At 42.0% G+C, this 14,665-nt stretch carries 13 protein-coding genes and 1 other RNA gene; 3 read left to right on the top strand and 11 right to left on the bottom strand.

Annotated elements, in window-relative coordinates; genetic code table 11:
• Positions 1 to 38 precede the first annotated feature (38 nt).
• Genes RM556_RS08220 through RM556_RS08195 form a run of 6 tightly spaced genes read right to left on the bottom strand, consistent with a single transcriptional unit; the run spans position 39 to position 4,989 of the window.
• Positions 39 to 1,310: a tetratricopeptide repeat protein gene (locus tag RM556_RS08220; protein ID WP_311374360.1), complete on the bottom strand. Its 1,272-nt coding sequence runs from the start codon at positions 1,308 to 1,310 to the stop codon at positions 39 to 41.
• 1 nt (position 1,311) lies between these two features.
• Entirely contained in the window at positions 1,312 to 1,920 is a 609-nt protein-coding gene (locus RM556_RS08215) for an energy transducer TonB (RefSeq protein WP_311361681.1), read from the bottom strand.
• 1 nt (position 1,921) lies between these two features.
• Positions 1,922 to 2,320, bottom strand: a complete 399-nt coding sequence (locus RM556_RS08210; RefSeq protein ID WP_311361680.1) for a biopolymer transporter ExbD — start codon at positions 2,318 to 2,320, stop codon at positions 1,922 to 1,924.
• 11 nt (positions 2,321 to 2,331) lie between these two features.
• Positions 2,332 to 2,856: a MotA/TolQ/ExbB proton channel family protein gene (locus RM556_RS08205; protein WP_311361679.1), complete on the bottom strand. Its 525-nt coding sequence runs from the start codon at positions 2,854 to 2,856 to the stop codon at positions 2,332 to 2,334.
• 1 nt (position 2,857) lies between these two features.
• Positions 2,858 to 4,216: a MotA/TolQ/ExbB proton channel family protein gene (locus RM556_RS08200; protein WP_311361678.1), complete on the bottom strand. Its 1,359-nt coding sequence runs from the start codon at positions 4,214 to 4,216 to the stop codon at positions 2,858 to 2,860.
• A gap of 5 nt (positions 4,217 to 4,221) precedes the next feature.
• A complete protein-coding gene (locus RM556_RS08195; RefSeq protein WP_311361677.1) occupies positions 4,222 to 4,989 on the bottom strand; it encodes a DUF3450 domain-containing protein in 768 nt (255 codons plus the stop codon).
• A 313-nt stretch (positions 4,990 to 5,302) separates the two neighbouring features.
• On the opposite strand from RM556_RS08195, the gene RM556_RS08190 reads away from it, so the two are divergent.
• Positions 5,303 to 6,019, top strand: coding sequence for a SapC family protein (locus RM556_RS08190; RefSeq protein WP_311374359.1), 717 nt, complete (start codon positions 5,303 to 5,305; stop codon positions 6,017 to 6,019).
• A gap of 1 nt (position 6,020) precedes the next feature.
• A complete protein-coding gene (locus RM556_RS08185) occupies positions 6,021 to 6,716 on the top strand; it encodes a 2OG-Fe(II) oxygenase family protein (RefSeq protein WP_311361675.1) in 696 nt (231 codons plus the stop codon).
• Here the strand turns inward: RM556_RS08185 and RM556_RS08180 are convergent.
• From RM556_RS08180 to RM556_RS08165, 4 genes are all read right to left on the bottom strand, one after another.
• Positions 6,713 to 7,966 carry an aspartyl/asparaginyl beta-hydroxylase domain-containing protein gene (locus RM556_RS08180; protein WP_311374358.1) on the bottom strand — a complete coding sequence of 418 codons (1,254 nt, stop codon included), beginning with the start codon at positions 7,964 to 7,966 and terminating at the stop codon, positions 6,713 to 6,715. The genes RM556_RS08185 and RM556_RS08180 overlap by 4 nt on opposite strands.
• Positions 7,966 to 8,910, bottom strand: coding sequence for a class I SAM-dependent methyltransferase (locus RM556_RS08175; protein WP_311374357.1), 945 nt, complete (start codon positions 8,908 to 8,910; stop codon positions 7,966 to 7,968). Before RM556_RS08175 ends, RM556_RS08180 begins: the two co-directional genes overlap by 1 nt.
• Complete coding sequence (locus RM556_RS08170) at positions 8,903 to 10,726, bottom strand: tetratricopeptide repeat protein (RefSeq protein WP_311374356.1); 1,824 nt, start codon at positions 10,724 to 10,726, stop codon at positions 8,903 to 8,905. Before RM556_RS08170 ends, RM556_RS08175 begins: the two co-directional genes overlap by 8 nt.
• A 123-nt stretch (positions 10,727 to 10,849) precedes the next feature.
• On the bottom strand, positions 10,850 to 13,693 hold the full coding sequence (locus RM556_RS08165) for a TonB-dependent receptor domain-containing protein (protein ID WP_311361671.1): 2,844 nt from the start codon (positions 13,691 to 13,693) through the stop codon (positions 10,850 to 10,852).
• 511 nt (positions 13,694 to 14,204) lie between these two features.
• Between RM556_RS08165 and RM556_RS08160 the strand changes: the two genes are divergently transcribed.
• Complete coding sequence (locus RM556_RS08160) at positions 14,205 to 14,486, top strand: late competence development ComFB family protein (RefSeq protein ID WP_311361670.1); 282 nt, start codon at positions 14,205 to 14,207, stop codon at positions 14,484 to 14,486.
• A gap of 34 nt (positions 14,487 to 14,520) precedes the next feature.
• Here RM556_RS08160 and ffs read toward each other — a convergent pair.
• An RNA gene (gene ffs, locus RM556_RS08155) (signal recognition particle sRNA small type) lies at positions 14,521 to 14,617 on the bottom strand.
• Positions 14,618 to 14,665: the final 48 nt, after the last annotated feature.

The following is a 14,665-nucleotide window of genomic DNA, read 5'->3' as shown; positions in this document are numbered from 1 at the left end:
TCCGTTTAAACGGAGCTTTTTTCTGCTTTAGCAATCTACTAAATTCGTATGCCTTTATTCGTCGCTTTGGTTTGGATATAAGGTATCCAAGCGTCTGCATTTTTACGAATAGCGCGGAACGTTTTAGCTTTGTTCGCGGCTAACATAGCAGCTTTGTAATCACCAAGGTAAAAATGCGCTTCAATTAAAGCGTAGTGCACTTTACCTTCGTTTTCTGCATTGTTAACTAATGCTTTATTCAATGCTTCAACCGCACCTTTATAATCACCAGCTGACAATAACATAGAACCTTGACGACGATACAAGTCTGGATCGTTACCCACTTTTGCAGCTTCTCCAAAATACACAGCGGCTTTCTTGAACTCACGCGCTTGGTATAAAGAATTCGCTACACTAGAAAGGTTATCCTTATCTCTTGGTATCAAACCAGACTTAATGTGCTTCTCAACGATTTCAGCCGCTTTATGTGGAATACCATTAACGGCATACAACTGAGCAAACTGTTTATGTTGAGTTGCTGTAGTCAAAAAGCCTTGCATATAAGACAACTCAAACATCGCTAATGCTTTTTGGTACTGCTCTGTAATTTGATAAAACAGACCTAAACGCGTATACCAAGTATCTGAGTCTGGGAAAACGTGAATAGCTGTTTCCATAACATCAATAGCTTCGTTATACATCTTACGTTCATAGTAAGACTGCACTTTTAAAGAGTATGCGCCTTCTTTAGGTGGGTCCATTAAAGCGATCGCTTTATCAGCGGGCTCAATGACCTTCTCCATTTGCTTCATCTCGATATAAGATTTAGCAATTTTTAAATAGGTCAAGCCATCTTCTTTACACGTAAAGTCCATCCACTTATCGAACCAACTCATTGCCACTTCGTAATTGCCTGCCTCATATTCAAGGTCGCCAACTAGTTTCAATAGTGGTGCATGGTCGTTGTCATTAAGTACCTTAGTTTTTACGGCACGCTCAAGATAGTCTTTCGCTTCAGCTCTTTTACCATCTTCTGAAATCAATAACTGCCCCAAAAAACGGTCTACCGATGCACGGTCGAACGGGTCTTTAGCCTCAATTTCATATAGAAGCTCGATAGCTTCTTTCGTTAAGTCTTGGTTATAAGCTTCGAACGCTTTGTTCAGCTTTTTACCCGTTCTTTCGCTCAAGAGTTTGGTCTTAGCAGGTTTGTACCCTGGGCACTGAACCTGCATAGACGATTGAGCCATAGAAAGAGACGAATAAGAACCTAAAACTAGCGCGGAAGTCATTAAGACCGTTGCCTTTAGATTTTTAAATTGCTTCTTCATATTATTGATCCAACTTAAAGTCTAATTGAACTTCAAGACCAAACTGTTTCTGAGCAACGCCGTCAACAATTTTAGGTCTATATTTCCACTTACGTAATGCACGTTTCGCAGAGCGGTCAAAAATACGTTTTGGATCCGCGTCGATTACCTCGACATCCTCAACACCACCTACTTCGTTGATTGTGAAAGATAGTTTTACCCATCCCTCTTTACCATCACGAGATGCTTGAGGCGGATACTCTGGTGGAATACGTACAATAGGTGCTGCGTCACCATCACGCATGGCACCCACACCGCCAATACTTACACCAATGTCACCTGTATCAACACTAGGAAGTGCTAAACTAAAACCAGTATTATCTGGTTCAGCTTGATCAGGCTCCAATGGCTCAACCTTTGGTGGCTCTTGAGGCGGTGGTGGCGGCGGTGGTGGCTTTCTCACGCGAGTATTAACTTCATCGTCAGGCTTTTGCATAACGATGTCGATTACTGGTGGCGGATCAAGCTTTTCTTGAGCCTTACCGTCGTTTTCGACCAATTTAGCCATTACGACAAACAGACCAAAAGCAATGGCAGCGCCTAATAATATCGAAATTATCGCTCTTATCATGTTAACTCCTCACCGCTACTGCTACGCGATCAATGCCAGCATCTTTCACTGCATCCATCACTTCAACCACAACACCATGTTTTGCTTTGGAGTCGGCTTGAATGAAAACAACTTCTGAAGGTTGTTCTGCTAGCAATTTTTCAAGGTTCGCTGTGACAGTCTCAACTGATATTTCACGACGGTCCATCCAAATATCACCATCTTCGGTAATCGCGATAAATATATTCGCTTTCTTCTTAAGTACCGCAGTCTCGCCTTCAGGTTTGTTTACTTCCATACCCGCTTGCTTAACAAATACCGTGGTAACGATGAAGAAGATAAGCATGATGAAGACAACGTCCAACATCGGCGTCATGTCGATCTGGGCGTCTTCTTCTTGTTCTCTTACTTTACGACCCATACTAATCTCTCTTAATGATGAGGCAGACTATCGATTAATGTCTCTTTCATCATCTTCGCTTTCGCTTCAAGACGTGAACTGAAAAACAGTCCAGAAAGAGCCGCAACCATTCCAGCCATAGTTGGAATTGTTGCCATCGAAATACCAGCAGCCATTATTCTTGGGTTACCAGTACCTTGTGTTGCCATACTCTCGAATACACCGATCATGCCGGTTACTGTGCCTAACAGTCCTATTAATGGACACATAGCCACTAATGTACGGATAATTAGCATTCTTGCATTCAAAGAATCTGACGCCTGTGAAATCCACGTGTCACGAATTCTATGCGCATACCATGAAGTGGTATCTGTTCTTGCGTCCCAGTCAGCAATAATTTTTTTCTTTACTGATGGAAACACAGAAGTTAAATACCAATAACGCTCAACCATTAAAACCCACATTAGGAAAAGCGCGGCAGCAACGAAATACAACACGTCACCGCCGGTAGCGATAAAGTCCCTGACAGATTCCCATAATCCAATCAGGTACAACATATTAAGCTTTCTCCGTCTCAGCAGCTGCTGCGATGTAACCAGCAGTTTGCTCATCAAGTACGTGAACTATAGACTTAGCCTTAGCAGCTACGATGCTATGTACCAAGATTAATGGTAGAGCAGCGATAATACCTTGAGCAGTAGTCACTAGTGCCATTGAGATTGAACCAGCCATGATTCTTGGGTCGCCTGTACCGAACAAAGTAATTTGTTGGAAAGTTTCGATCATACCCAATACCGTACCTAGTAGACCTAGTAACGGTGCAATTGCAGCAAAAATCTTAATGATATTAACGCCAGCATCGATTCTTGGTAGTTCGCGGAGAATCGCTTCATCAAGTTTCAATTCTAGTGTCTCAACATCAGCTTGCTTGTTGTCAGCATACACTGTAAGGATACGGCCAAGCGGGTTTGAAGTATTTGGTGAGTCAACATTCTTAAGTTGTGACTTCATCTTCGCACCAACAGCAGATAGAGTAACAAACTTATACAAACCAATTAAAAGGCCGATAAGAAGCATAGCAGTAATGGTATAGCCCACTTCTTTACCAGCATGATATCTTTCAGACCAAGTCGCTTTTTGCTTGAACAAGTTCAAGATCACGCCACGCGATGGATCCACAAACACTGGCACAAACCCAGACTGTGCAGCTAGTAGGTCTTGTGTAGTATTTACCTGGAAGCTATCTGGCTGACGACCTAGAGGAGTCACTTGACCTTCAGATTCGTCATAGATCAGGTAGCCTTGCTCACCGATTAAGTTGAAGGTACCGATTCGTAAGATAGATTGTTCAGACTTACCACCGTCCAAGTTAGCAACTTCTTTCGTGAAACGGCTTACTTGACCTGATGCAGTCATTTCAGTTTGTAAAGAAACCCAAAGCTTCCTCAATTCTTCAATATTCGGAAGACCTTTGGAGTCACTAGACATTTCTTTCAAGAACTCTTCACGACCTGGGAATTCAGCACTCACGATAGAGGTTGAAATACGACCATACGCGTCAGATGAAGCTTGGCGAACAACACCAAACATTTCACCAAGGTCGCCCTTAGCTTGGTCTAGTTCAATTTCTTTGTCGATAAGCGATTGTTCGTTTGCTGCAAACTGTGCTGCTAAACGGTCGCCACGTTGCTCTTCTGCTCTAAGGTCAGCTTTCGCTTGACGCAGAAGGCCCGCTTGTTGGTCTCTGTTACGCTTAAACTCAGCTTCACGTTGCTGGTTTTCACGCGACTGTGAAGTTGCATTTTGCTCAACCTTCTTCAAAAGGTCTTGCAATGTTGTTGATGTTTGCGCTTGTGCAAAAGACGACATACAGGCAATCGTCGCTGCAGCAACAAGTGTTTTAATTGTTGTTTTCATTTAACTTACTCCGCAGCTGCTTTGATTGGTAGTTTAATAAGGTCTTGTGGAACCAAGCCTTGCGCCATACGTACAGCTTGAATTACCGAGCTGAGGTATTCATCACCTAGCTGCTGGTAACTGCGAGAATCGTTATCCCACACCCAAGCGGCTTTTTGATCCTTAGATAGCGCTAACAAAGCAGTACGGCCTAGGTTGAAGAAATCAACTTGGACACTCTGACCATTGTCATCGATTTGACCTGAATAAGATTCAATTTTCGTACCGTATTCATTTTCTGTTTGGTAAGCTTCAAGAACTAAGCGGAAACGCTCGGCAACTGTTACGCTAGAGTTGCTCATCACGTCACGCAGTCTTTGTACACGTTCCTGCCTTTCTTCCAGATTGATTGGAATATCCAAATTGATGAACTCTTCCAAGCTGTCAATCATTGCAAACATAAGAGGTACGATGTTTTGACGCGTTTCGTCAATTGAATCGATTTGACGTTGTAAAGAGTCGATACCGCGCTGTTGGTCAGCAACCAAGTTCGCGAGGTAATCGTTATACACTTTCAAGCCTTCAGTCGTATCGATGACGTTTCTGTATTCCGCCAACAATTCTTGTGATTGCTCAAAAAGGTTATTGATTTTTTCTTGAGATTTCGCTGCAGCTGTATGAATCTTTGCTTCTGCTTTCTGTAAATCCTGAAGCTGATCTGCAGAGACGACCGTAGCGTTTCCTAGTGCTAAGGCACCTAGAACGCATGACGCTATTTGAGTTCTCTTGCTCATTTTGGACATATTCCCAACCATAGTTTTAGATGTTCACGCCGCTTTTTTAAAGGGCATTGAAATTATAATTATCATAGACGTGCATTCACTTACGCATGCACTCCCTTTAGATAGTCACAGGATGTTAGATAAATGTCAAGAAATCGCTCAGGAAGAATCAATGAGAATGCGGATTTTTTTAAACATTTAATTTACAAATCTTCTCTTAGTTTTTTTGTTCTTATTGAGTACAATAAGGATCAAGAAATCAGTGATAGTTAAGTATCGCCAACCGCCATAACATAAAAACAAATAATAAGGCTTTGAATAAAGAATGAATGCTAATTACGTTGCGTTGAACGCAGACATCCATAAAAACAAAAAAATCAAAGAGATAACTAACTTCGAACATGCTAAAAACTTCCATATTGCAAGTATTACTATGGATGAATTTGGCATGGCCAGCACCAGCTACCCAATCGTATTTTTGCGCAACGAAGACAAGTCTGTATCCGCTGCAACTATCCTTGGCTTGGAGCCTGAACAAAACTTGTTCATAGATGATGCTGGAAAATGGACGGTAAGTTATATCCCTTCAATTGTTCGCCGCTACCCCTTCAGTCTGGTTAGAACATCACCAGATTCTGAAGAAATGGCCTTGTGCGTGAATAATGACAAGAGCTTAATTAATGATAAATTCGGAATCGACTTGTTTAAATCGGATGGCAGTCCTAGCGCACAGGTGTTAAAAGTGCAGCAGTTTCTTGCTCACATCCACAATATGCAATATCGCTCTAAGGAGTTCTTTCAGCTATTAGACAATATCGGTTTGTTTTCAGAGAAGGCTCTTGAATTTCAGCAAGACGGCGAAGCTAAGTCGATTGGTGGTTTTATGGTCATAGATTACGAAAAGCTACGTAACTTGTCTGATGAAGATTTTATTAAACTTAGAAAAGTAGACAGCGGCCTAGAGTGTATTCATATCCATTTAGGTTCATTAAATCAAATGCAAAACCTTGTGCGTTTAAATACAATAAAAAAGGCAAAGTAATATGTATTCTCCTTATTTTGATGCTAAGCAGATTACATCAGTAGCTGAGGTTTTTTCCGAATCAAATAAATGTCGTTTAACCAACTTCTTACAGCCCGAAGATGCAAAAAGTTTGAGTCAGACTCTGCAAAGCATCCGTGAGTTTGATTTAGTCTTTCATGCAGGAGGTGAAAACAAAGCTGTACCTGAAGCTGAGTTGCGCAAGCATAGCGACGAAACGAGGCAACAGTTGCAGGCTGAGATTTTCGGTAACGCAGCAAAAGGTGTTGGCTTTCTTTATGGCCGTCACATTATCCAAAAGGATGATGAAAATCAGAAGTTGCGTCAGGTGATTGAATGGCTTAACAGCCCCACTACTATCACTTGGATTAAATCAGTTACAGGCATGCATGATATTACACACGCCGATGCGAATGTCACTCGGTTTGCTCGCTCTGAATTTTTAACTCGTCATAATGATGTTTTACCAAACGAGACAAGGCGTGTTGCCTTCGTGATTAACCTATCACCAAACTGGCATGCAGACTGGGGTGGTTTGCTACAATTCTTTGAAGCGGATGGAACGAGCACACACTCTTGGACACCCACTTTCAATAGCCTAAGTCTATTTGATGTCAAGCATATACATTCAGTAACGTGTATCGCACCTTATGCGCCAGCTCTGCGTCTCGCAATTAGCGGTTGGTTCCGGGCTTAAGAACCAACATAGCGCTGTTCTAACCAACTTTGGCGATAATTGAATGCTCGTTTAATTGCGAGTATTTCTTTATCGCTCAAATCTGGATGCCAAATAGAAAAAAGTAAAACAACCCTCACCTTCTCTGTGTCATTTATTGCAGAATGCAGGAAGCTATCATCAAACACAACTAACTCCGCTTCTTTCCAGCAATAATGTTCATCTGCGACGGTTAATTCACCACCAGGTATATCTATTCCCAAGTGGACCGTTAGACTGTGGTTTGATAGACCAAAGTGAGGAGGAATTTCCTGCCCAGGCTGAAGTATTGAAAAGAAAACTTCATCAGGACGCTCCCCACGCCCAGAAAGAGGCAAAGCTTCTAAAGCTTTGAGTGTTTTGGGGAAATACTTTTCAGCGAATGGGGAGCGCTTCCCTTCTTTGTATAAATCCAGCGCGGTCCATGAACTTTGCCCTGCCAACTCCTCTAAATCGCTATTGGCTCCGAAATGCGTATCTAGGTATGGGCGTGTTTGCATCTCCTCCAAGGTCTGTGTTGAATGAAACTCTTCTGCTATTGACGGATACTGAGCCATAAATTCATTCGCCCATAAGAATTCTCGCAAAGGCCAAATTGGAATGGCTTTGAGCTCGGGCACATAAAAAAGATGTGGTTTTTGAGATTCATAATTGTATGTAAATGGTTTCAAATGAGTTTGAGGCCACACAGCATTTTTCACACGTATCGTGTCACTTGAGTCACCGACAGCCTCAATATGAAGTGTGTCAAATAGCTGAACCAACCTTCTGCCAGCATAAACGACTTTCTGCTTGACCAAGCTCGAAAAATTTTGCTCGTGAAGCTGAAAAAACCAAGCTGGTGCCAAGTCTAATAGCAGCGAAAAACAATAATCCACTTCTTGTTTTAATACAGGGTCTACCTTGCTGCTCGTAGCCAACAGGTAGCCAAGATTCAGATAGGAAATTGGACTATCCGGTTTCACCTGAATACTTTTTCGGTGAGCTTTAATGGCCTCATCTAATGACCCCAGTTGCTCTTCAACATTACCCCAGAAGTTTAAGACTTCAATATTTGTAGCATGCTGTTTGACGAGTTCTCGAGTTTGACGCAAACCATTCTCTATTTCATTACTATTTAACAATTGAGTAATTCTATCAATTTCGTATTTGATGTCTTGAGCGTTATTTGGTCTAAGAGTAGTGGAGCTGGCCTGCTTGCCCCTGAGATCTTTGTTGCTATTACCTGACATTATGCCCTACCACTTTTTTGTGCCAAAAACTGCCATCCTAGCAAATCAAAACTGTCTTTTTGATTTACGACTTCAAATGGCTTATCTTTGAGTATGTCAAAACCGAAGCTTTGAAATACAGAACAAAAGTTAGCAAAGTCTTTTTCGGACAATGCAGCTTGAATTAATTGACTTAAACGAGAGTACTCAGCCTCAATTCTTAACACTGTCTGGTCTATTTGCTCTTTCAGTTCGTCAACCGTTTCCCCTGCTGACAAGCGCTGAATAAAGTAGGCGACTGCCTCGAACACTTGCCCGCTGATAGCTTTTGTTTTTTTAGTCGGCATAGCCAAATAATCTTGACCAACTTTTTCAATAACGCCAATAGATGAGTGCCCGTTCGCCAATAACGACAGGTGCGTAATTAATCCATTTTCGGAAAGTAAAGCATGCAATTCCTTCTGACGAGCCTTATTTGATTTCACCAACGCACTATCAGCATGGTGAATCAAGAACTGACAAGAACCGGAAGGCTTTAACAATCGATTTATTTCAACAAGTGCCTTTGCTTCGACACTAATAGGTTTATCAAGCGCATATTCAAGGCCAAACTGACTAGTGATGAAGTCAAAGGTCTGGTCTTTAAACTCCATATTTTTTATATCGACATTAGAAATAAGTGCTACGTTTTTTGAACCCTGCTTAACAATAGATGGGTGAGCTGTGATTTTCGCTTGATCAACACCCGTCAACTGAAGCGTTGGTTGAACTTGCACTAATATCTTTAGTACAGAGCCATTTCCTGTCGCTAAATCCAATAAACTTTGGGTTTGACTTTTGTCAGAAACGAAACCAGTCCAAAGCGTTTCTAAGGCGCTTTGTACTAACTCATCAGATTGTGTTACACAGCTTTCAAGCGCACCAGTTTCCCAATACAAATCCCAAGCCTTACTTTCATTAATCATTATATTTTTCCGCGATGGGTACTACGTCGAATGGTGCCGTTAAGCGCATTTGCTCGGAATGATAAGGCAAAGTGCCGTGCCACATGAAAGATGGAAACAGCACAAGCTGTCCAGCTTGAGGAGTAATCGATAAGTCGGGTGTATCTTTATCTCCCAGTTCAAGAGGTGATTGACCAAACCTTATGCAGCCTTCTGATTCACTTAGATTATCTGGTACAGCAATATAACATGCGGAGCTTATCCAACCGTCAGGGTGCACGTGATTTACATGGAAACCCAAATTATCGAGTTTTACCGACCAACTTCCAGTAATTTTAAAGTGTTTGCTTTTGCGCCTTAGGAAAGGATGCTGATCATCATCAGGGAGTGCCGATATGTATTTTGAAACCGTGCTTTCATAGGCCCATTTAAGCTTATTTAACAATGGCTCTCCCCGCTCTAAAAGACGCCCCGGAGTTTGGGTCCCCTTGCGCAAAGTTTGTTGCAACGGTCGGGTATTTGTCGTGTGCATAGAGCTAAGCAAAGCTTTTAAATCGGATAGAAACATCTCAAGGCAGTCGTACCCTTCCGGAACAGGTAATTCAAAGGCTTTAATCGAATGCGATAGCATTATAAACTCTTGATAAGCATTTGGGTCTGTCAATTTTAAACAAGTGGCGTGATATGCCTGCACTAACTGATTCTCAGGGTACTCGGCCTTCAGCTTGTCAATAATTTTGCTTGCAGCCTGATAGTCTTCCATTTTGATCGCGAGTTTAATAAATTCAATACCATCCCTAAATGACTGCCTTTCAGTCCATACTTGTTTGGCCAACTCATAGGCCTCTTCATAATTTTGCTGATTTGCTAAGAGCATTGACTTAGCCGCTAACAAACCAGATTGACTTGGTGTTGAATTCAAACCAATTTCGATCTGTTCTACTGCCAAATCGTAATGTTCCGCATTAATCAGCATGTCTACATAGTCTTCACGCAATTGGCTTAAATCTGGCTCAGTCTGTAAAACACGCTGATAACTACTACCAAATTTAGTCATGTTGTTCAGTTGCCAAAGCATTTCGTTCAGTTGATTGTGCGCAGCCCTATAACTTGGCTTGAGCAAAATTGCTTGCTCAAAAGCGTGCTCAGCTTTTTCGTAATTTCCATCTTCGAATAAACAAAGGCCAAACTGATAATGAGCATTGGCTGATGCTTGTTCATTTAAAACATCTAGCAACAACATTTTCGCTTCGCTAAGCCTTTCGCTTAATCGAAGCGCAGCTGCTAAGCCAAGTTTTGCAACGGTGTAGCTCGGGTTCTGTTGAACTATAAGCTCATACAAATTCGCAGCAGACTCATATTGCTTTTGGCCCAGAAGTACGTCGGCTTCAAACTTTTGCGTCACAGGGTGCTTTGAAAAAACCATGCTGTAAGCGTTAAGCATCTGTCTAGCGCTTTCATAATCAGCCTCCTCAATATGTACTAACATCGCGTTTTTAAAGGCATCAAGGTAGTCCGACTTTAAATTTAACGCTTTTAGGTAATGCTCTAAAGCTAGCTTAGTGTTGCCTAGGTCCTTATATACGTTTCCAGCGTTATTTTGAAACTCAGCTTGATTAGGGTATTGACTGAGTAATTGCTTAAACAACAATAAACTCGCGGGAAGTTGACCTAGCACCTTAAATGCCAGTGCCTGCAGATGCTGAACATTGGGATGCTGCTTGATAGCAGTCGGTAAAGCTTCAATAATAGAAATGGCTTTTTCTGCTTCATTACTCTGAATTTTCGACGTTATTTGCTGCAGAATGCGTTGAAACTGCTGTTGCGAACCTGACATAAAACCAACACTCCTTTATATGACATCAGGATATCACTTTATTCTAAATAATCATTGTGCCAACTCAAAAAAAAAGCCAACACAAGGTTGGCTTTTACATGTTTAACTTAGTAAGAAGTCAAATTAGAACGTATAAGTACCACTTAGGAAGAAGCGACGACCAAGTACGTCGTAAACTTCTGGGAAAGTGTTAGCTTGTTGCTGTTGATCACCAACTGGCGTTGGATCTTCTTCAAACAAGTTTCTTACACCGAAGTTAACTTTGAAGTCGTCAGTTACTAAGTAAGCTGCACTTAAGTCAAAGTAGTATGCCTTAGCTAGTTCTGGTACTACGATATCATTACGGTTAACGCCTGCAGTTGCGATGGTATCATCATCAACTTCTGACAAGTAACGCAATAGACCTGATACTGTTAGAGGACCAGTGCTCCAGTTCACGCGAGCGTTATACTGGAACTTAGAACGTGGAATACCACAAGTGTTACCGAATGAACCAGCACACTCATTCACATCAGGTAGGTCAGCAACTGGCTGAACATCGAATGTGTCAAGGAATGTACTACGGAAGTTAACACTCATTGTAGAGGTATCTTCAAACAGACCGAAACCAACTTCAGTAGAGTAGTTTACGTTGAAATCGATACCGCTAGTAGAAATCTTAGCGATGTTTTCATTCAATACATTTACTACGTCAACGTTACCGTCTGGACGACGAGTAATCGCTTGACAGAATGCACTGTTTACGTCTTTAACTACGTTGTAACAAATGTCTAGTACGTTAGCTACACCACCACCAAGTACAGAGATTGCATCTTCAATTTCGATATCGAAATAATCCAATGTGAAATCTAAGCCTTCTAATGGCTCAACAACCAAACCGATAGTGAATGTATCAGAAGTTTCTTCACCTAGGTCTGGGTTACCACCGAATAAACCTTCGATTTGCGAGTTAGCTTGTGTAAATACACCAACTTGACCAGCAGGAACGCCTGTGGCTAAACATAATGCAGTGTCTGTGTCTGTAGTGATACCATCAGCCGAACATGGATCTGTTGCACCAGGGAAACCGTTAGATTGACCCAAGAACAACTCAGATACGTTAGGAGCACGAACAGCGCGCTGGTAACCAACACGAACACCGATTTCTTCAGTTGGCTTGTAGTTCAATGCTGTTGCATATGAAGTTACTGCGCCGATATTTGAATAATCAGATGAACGGAAAGCACCCCACAAACTTAACTCTTCAGCTAAATCGTGACCTGACAAGATTGGAATAGACAATTCTGCAAAGTACTCATTCGAGCTGTAATCACCAACTGTTGCACGACCAGCGTTGAAACCAAGAACGTCACCACCAGAAAGGAAAGTATCAGGACGGAAATTTGATTCGTCACGACGACGCTCAAAACCTAACACAAGACCAATCGCTTCGTCTGCGCCAGGAAGTGTGAACGGAAGTTCACCCGCTACTGATGCTAAGAATACGTTTTGTTCAATTGTTGTTAGGTTAGTTGCACCAACGTTAATGAAGTCAATAGCATCTTGAGAGATATTGCCCGCACCGAAGATGTTCAATGGAGCACAACCGCCAGCAGTGTTTTGACAAGCAGTGCCATCGTCGGTCACTAAGATAGCTTGACGGAAACGACTTTCAGAAACGTCATTGTTAAGCGTGTTGCTTTGCGACAAGATAGAACGACTTAAATAAACGTCATAGTTCCAGTAGTCATTTATTGCACCGTCAACACCGATTAGAACGCGGAATGCATCACGAGTATCAACAGATTGGCGTGAACCATTCTCAACCATACGACGACCGATAAAGCCTAAGAATGCATTGTCGTCACCGTCAACAATACCGTCACCGTTGGTATCAGTACGTTCGCCGTCAAGGGCTGTTTGAACACCTGCACCAAAGAATGGGCTATCTGGGTTAACTTCTAGCGAGCTTAGGAAAGCAGGAGTAGGAGCAAGTTCCTGTGGTACTTCGTTACGTACGAAAGTCATTTCACCATACAAACGAGCTTCGTCAGCTAGGTAGTAGTGAGCAAACGCTTGTACTGTGTGACGAGTCTGTGGCAACTGAAGGAAGTTATCAGGTGCGTAGTTGAAGCGGTCAGCTGGGTCTTGGAAAGCACGACCTGAACCGTCTGGCTCAAAAATACCTAGCACTTCGCCATTTGGTAGCGTTGGGCCACCGAAAACACGCGTTCCTGGTACACCAGAAGAACCACCTGGTACCAAAACGCCGCCACTTTCGGTTAATGCAACGTCAGAGAAGCTTCTGTCTGCTTGGAAAACAGGCTTACGCTCTGAATAACCCATGTAAACAACAGCGTTACCTTTACCGTCGGCAAAGTTACCACCCATAGTGATATCGAAGTTGAATTTCTCACCATCACCATCGCCAGTAATGTCATAAAGTGCAGAGAACTCTACGCCTTCAAAGTCATCAACTAAGTCAAAGTTTACAACACCACCAAGAGCGTCAGAACCGTATACCGCTGAAGCACCACCTGTGATGATGTCAACTTTTTCGATTAGGCTTGCAGGAATAGTGTTTAAATCAATAACACCATCTTGGCGTGAAGGTACCCAACGACGACCATTTACTAGTACCAAGGTACGAGCAGTTCCCAAACCGCGAAGGTTAACAGTAGCAGTACCATCACCAGGGTTGTTTGAACTTGGACCGAACGCAGGAAGTGTTGAAGGTAGTTCGTTTAATTTTTGTTCGATGTTCAAGTTACCAGAAATATCGAATTCGAAATCTGTTACTTCAACAACTGGAGTTACAGAAGTAAGTTCTTGACGTTTAATACGCGAACCAACTACTTGAATTTTCTCGACAGTGTTAGCACCCTCTTCAGCTTGTGCCGCAACGTTAGTTGCGATACCAGCTGTCGAAGCAGCACCAAACAAACAAGCCAGTTTTACTGACTTTGCTAGCTTTGTATTTGTAAACATTTATGTCTCCCTAGACACCATAAGCTCGAAAGCTTGTGTGAAATAATCGTTTATACGATTTTTATATATTGTATGGGTTTCTATTCCCATACCGACAATAATATACACACGCTACAATTTTGGTCAACACTTACAATCACAAATTCAGTACTCATCTGTGGTAGAGCTTAAAGCATCCGCTAACTTTGCGCTTTACAATACCACTCTATTTAACAGTTACATCCTAATAATACTAATTTATTATGATGAAAATTTCAACATTCTAATTGGATCACTACTTTCAGTATTATGTACCTACTGAATTACGACTATCGTCTTTCATACCTAAAAACTGCAATTAGTTTAAAAAACGTCCAAGAAAAGCATAGAAATATTTCATTCTCATGAACTTGAATGGTTTTGAATGTACTAAAGTGGATAAGAGATATATGCTTGATTGTAGACATTTACGATTCAGCCGATAAATCGAAGAGATGGCCTAGCCAGAAGCTAAAGATGTTGGAGAATGAGCATGAAACTTGATGATGATATACACAACTATTACGAACACTTGGTGCTCGAAAAAATTGAAACCATGGGTTTTAACAAAAGCAAAGATGCGGACTTCTTAGCAGATTTGACGTGCCTTGTACTCAATCAATTACCACCACGTTATATACGCTATGAAGTTGATATGGCATTTTATTTACCCATGTCAGAACGTAGGCAAATGGAGATGAATGTCTCACACGCGGTAAACAATGCGACAAAGTACTTGGAAGCGAATCCGAAGCAACAAGAAGAGGTGGAGTAACGTTTAGCTATTTGGCTTTAGAAATTTGGGTGGTAAGCTCCAGCCACATCTCGGCACATGAGTCCTTTGGTACGGCTGCTCCCTTCCGGGCCTGACCGGGTTTCCAAACTATCATTGCGAGAGAACCAGAGCTCACCATAGAAACCGCCTTGTTTCCAAGACGGCGTGGATTATGACGA

Source organism: Alteromonas sp. W364 (genome assembly GCF_031846205.1).
Taxonomy (GTDB): Bacteria; Pseudomonadota; Gammaproteobacteria; order Enterobacterales; family Alteromonadaceae; genus Glaciecola; species Glaciecola blandensis.
This window is presented reverse-complemented; position numbering and strand designations above follow the sequence as displayed.

Excerpts from the sequence above, each read along its gene's own strand:
- RM556_RS08205 (WP_311361679.1), bottom strand. The coding sequence starts at position 2,856 with ATGTTGTACCTGATTGGATTATGGGAATCTGTCAGGGACTTTATCGCT.
- RM556_RS08215 (WP_311361681.1), bottom strand. The coding sequence starts at position 1,920 with ATGATAAGAGCGATAATTTCGATATTATTAGGCGCTGCCATTGCTTTT.
- RM556_RS08185 (WP_311361675.1), top strand. The coding sequence starts at position 6,021 with ATGTATTCTCCTTATTTTGATGCTAAGCAGATTACATCAGTAGCTGAG.
- RM556_RS08180 (WP_311374358.1), bottom strand. The coding sequence starts at position 7,966 with ATGTCAGGTAATAGCAACAAAGATCTCAGGGGCAAGCAGGCCAGCTCC.
- RM556_RS08220 (WP_311374360.1), bottom strand. The coding sequence starts at position 1,310 with ATGAAGAAGCAATTTAAAAATCTAAAGGCAACGGTCTTAATGACTTCC.
- RM556_RS08170 (WP_311374356.1), bottom strand. The coding sequence starts at position 10,726 with ATGTCAGGTTCGCAACAGCAGTTTCAACGCATTCTGCAGCAAATAACG.
- RM556_RS08195 (WP_311361677.1), bottom strand. The coding sequence starts at position 4,989 with ATGAGCAAGAGAACTCAAATAGCGTCATGCGTTCTAGGTGCCTTAGCA.
- RM556_RS08160 (WP_311361670.1), top strand. The coding sequence starts at position 14,205 with ATGAAACTTGATGATGATATACACAACTATTACGAACACTTGGTGCTC.
- RM556_RS08175 (WP_311374357.1), bottom strand. The coding sequence starts at position 8,910 with ATGATTAATGAAAGTAAGGCTTGGGATTTGTATTGGGAAACTGGTGCG.
- RM556_RS08200 (WP_311361678.1), bottom strand. The coding sequence starts at position 4,216 with ATGAAAACAACAATTAAAACACTTGTTGCTGCAGCGACGATTGCCTGT.
- RM556_RS08190 (WP_311374359.1), top strand. The coding sequence starts at position 5,303 with ATGAATGCTAATTACGTTGCGTTGAACGCAGACATCCATAAAAACAAA.
- RM556_RS08210 (WP_311361680.1), bottom strand. The coding sequence starts at position 2,320 with ATGGGTCGTAAAGTAAGAGAACAAGAAGAAGACGCCCAGATCGACATG.
- RM556_RS08165 (WP_311361671.1), bottom strand. The coding sequence starts at position 13,693 with ATGTTTACAAATACAAAGCTAGCAAAGTCAGTAAAACTGGCTTGTTTG.